Below are 217 nucleotides of genomic sequence, written 5' to 3'. Positions count from 1 at the left end.
GAGCAGGCCCAGCCCGTACTCCAGCTCGGGGAAGTCCGCCAGTTCCCGGGACACGTCGTGCGAGCACCACCAGGTGACCCCCCACAGGCCCGGGCAGTCCAGCGCGGCGGCCAGCGTGGCCTCCGCGAACTCCGCCGCGTGCTCGGGCGGGACCAGCGGCGCCGGCGCCCCGACCTCCTGGAGCCACACCGGGCGGTCCGGGTCCTCGGCCCAGGCC

Annotated in this window: 1 pseudogene; it reads right to left on the bottom strand. The window is 77.4% G+C overall.

The window, feature by feature from the left end:
* Positions 1-217, bottom strand: a pseudogene (locus tag VR44_RS24890) (glycosyl hydrolase); the annotation flags it as partial.

The organism is Streptomyces katrae (assembly GCF_000966975.1).
Classification (GTDB): Bacteria; Actinomycetota; Actinomycetes; order Streptomycetales; family Streptomycetaceae; genus Streptomyces; species Streptomyces katrae.
This window is presented reverse-complemented; position numbering and strand designations above follow the sequence as displayed.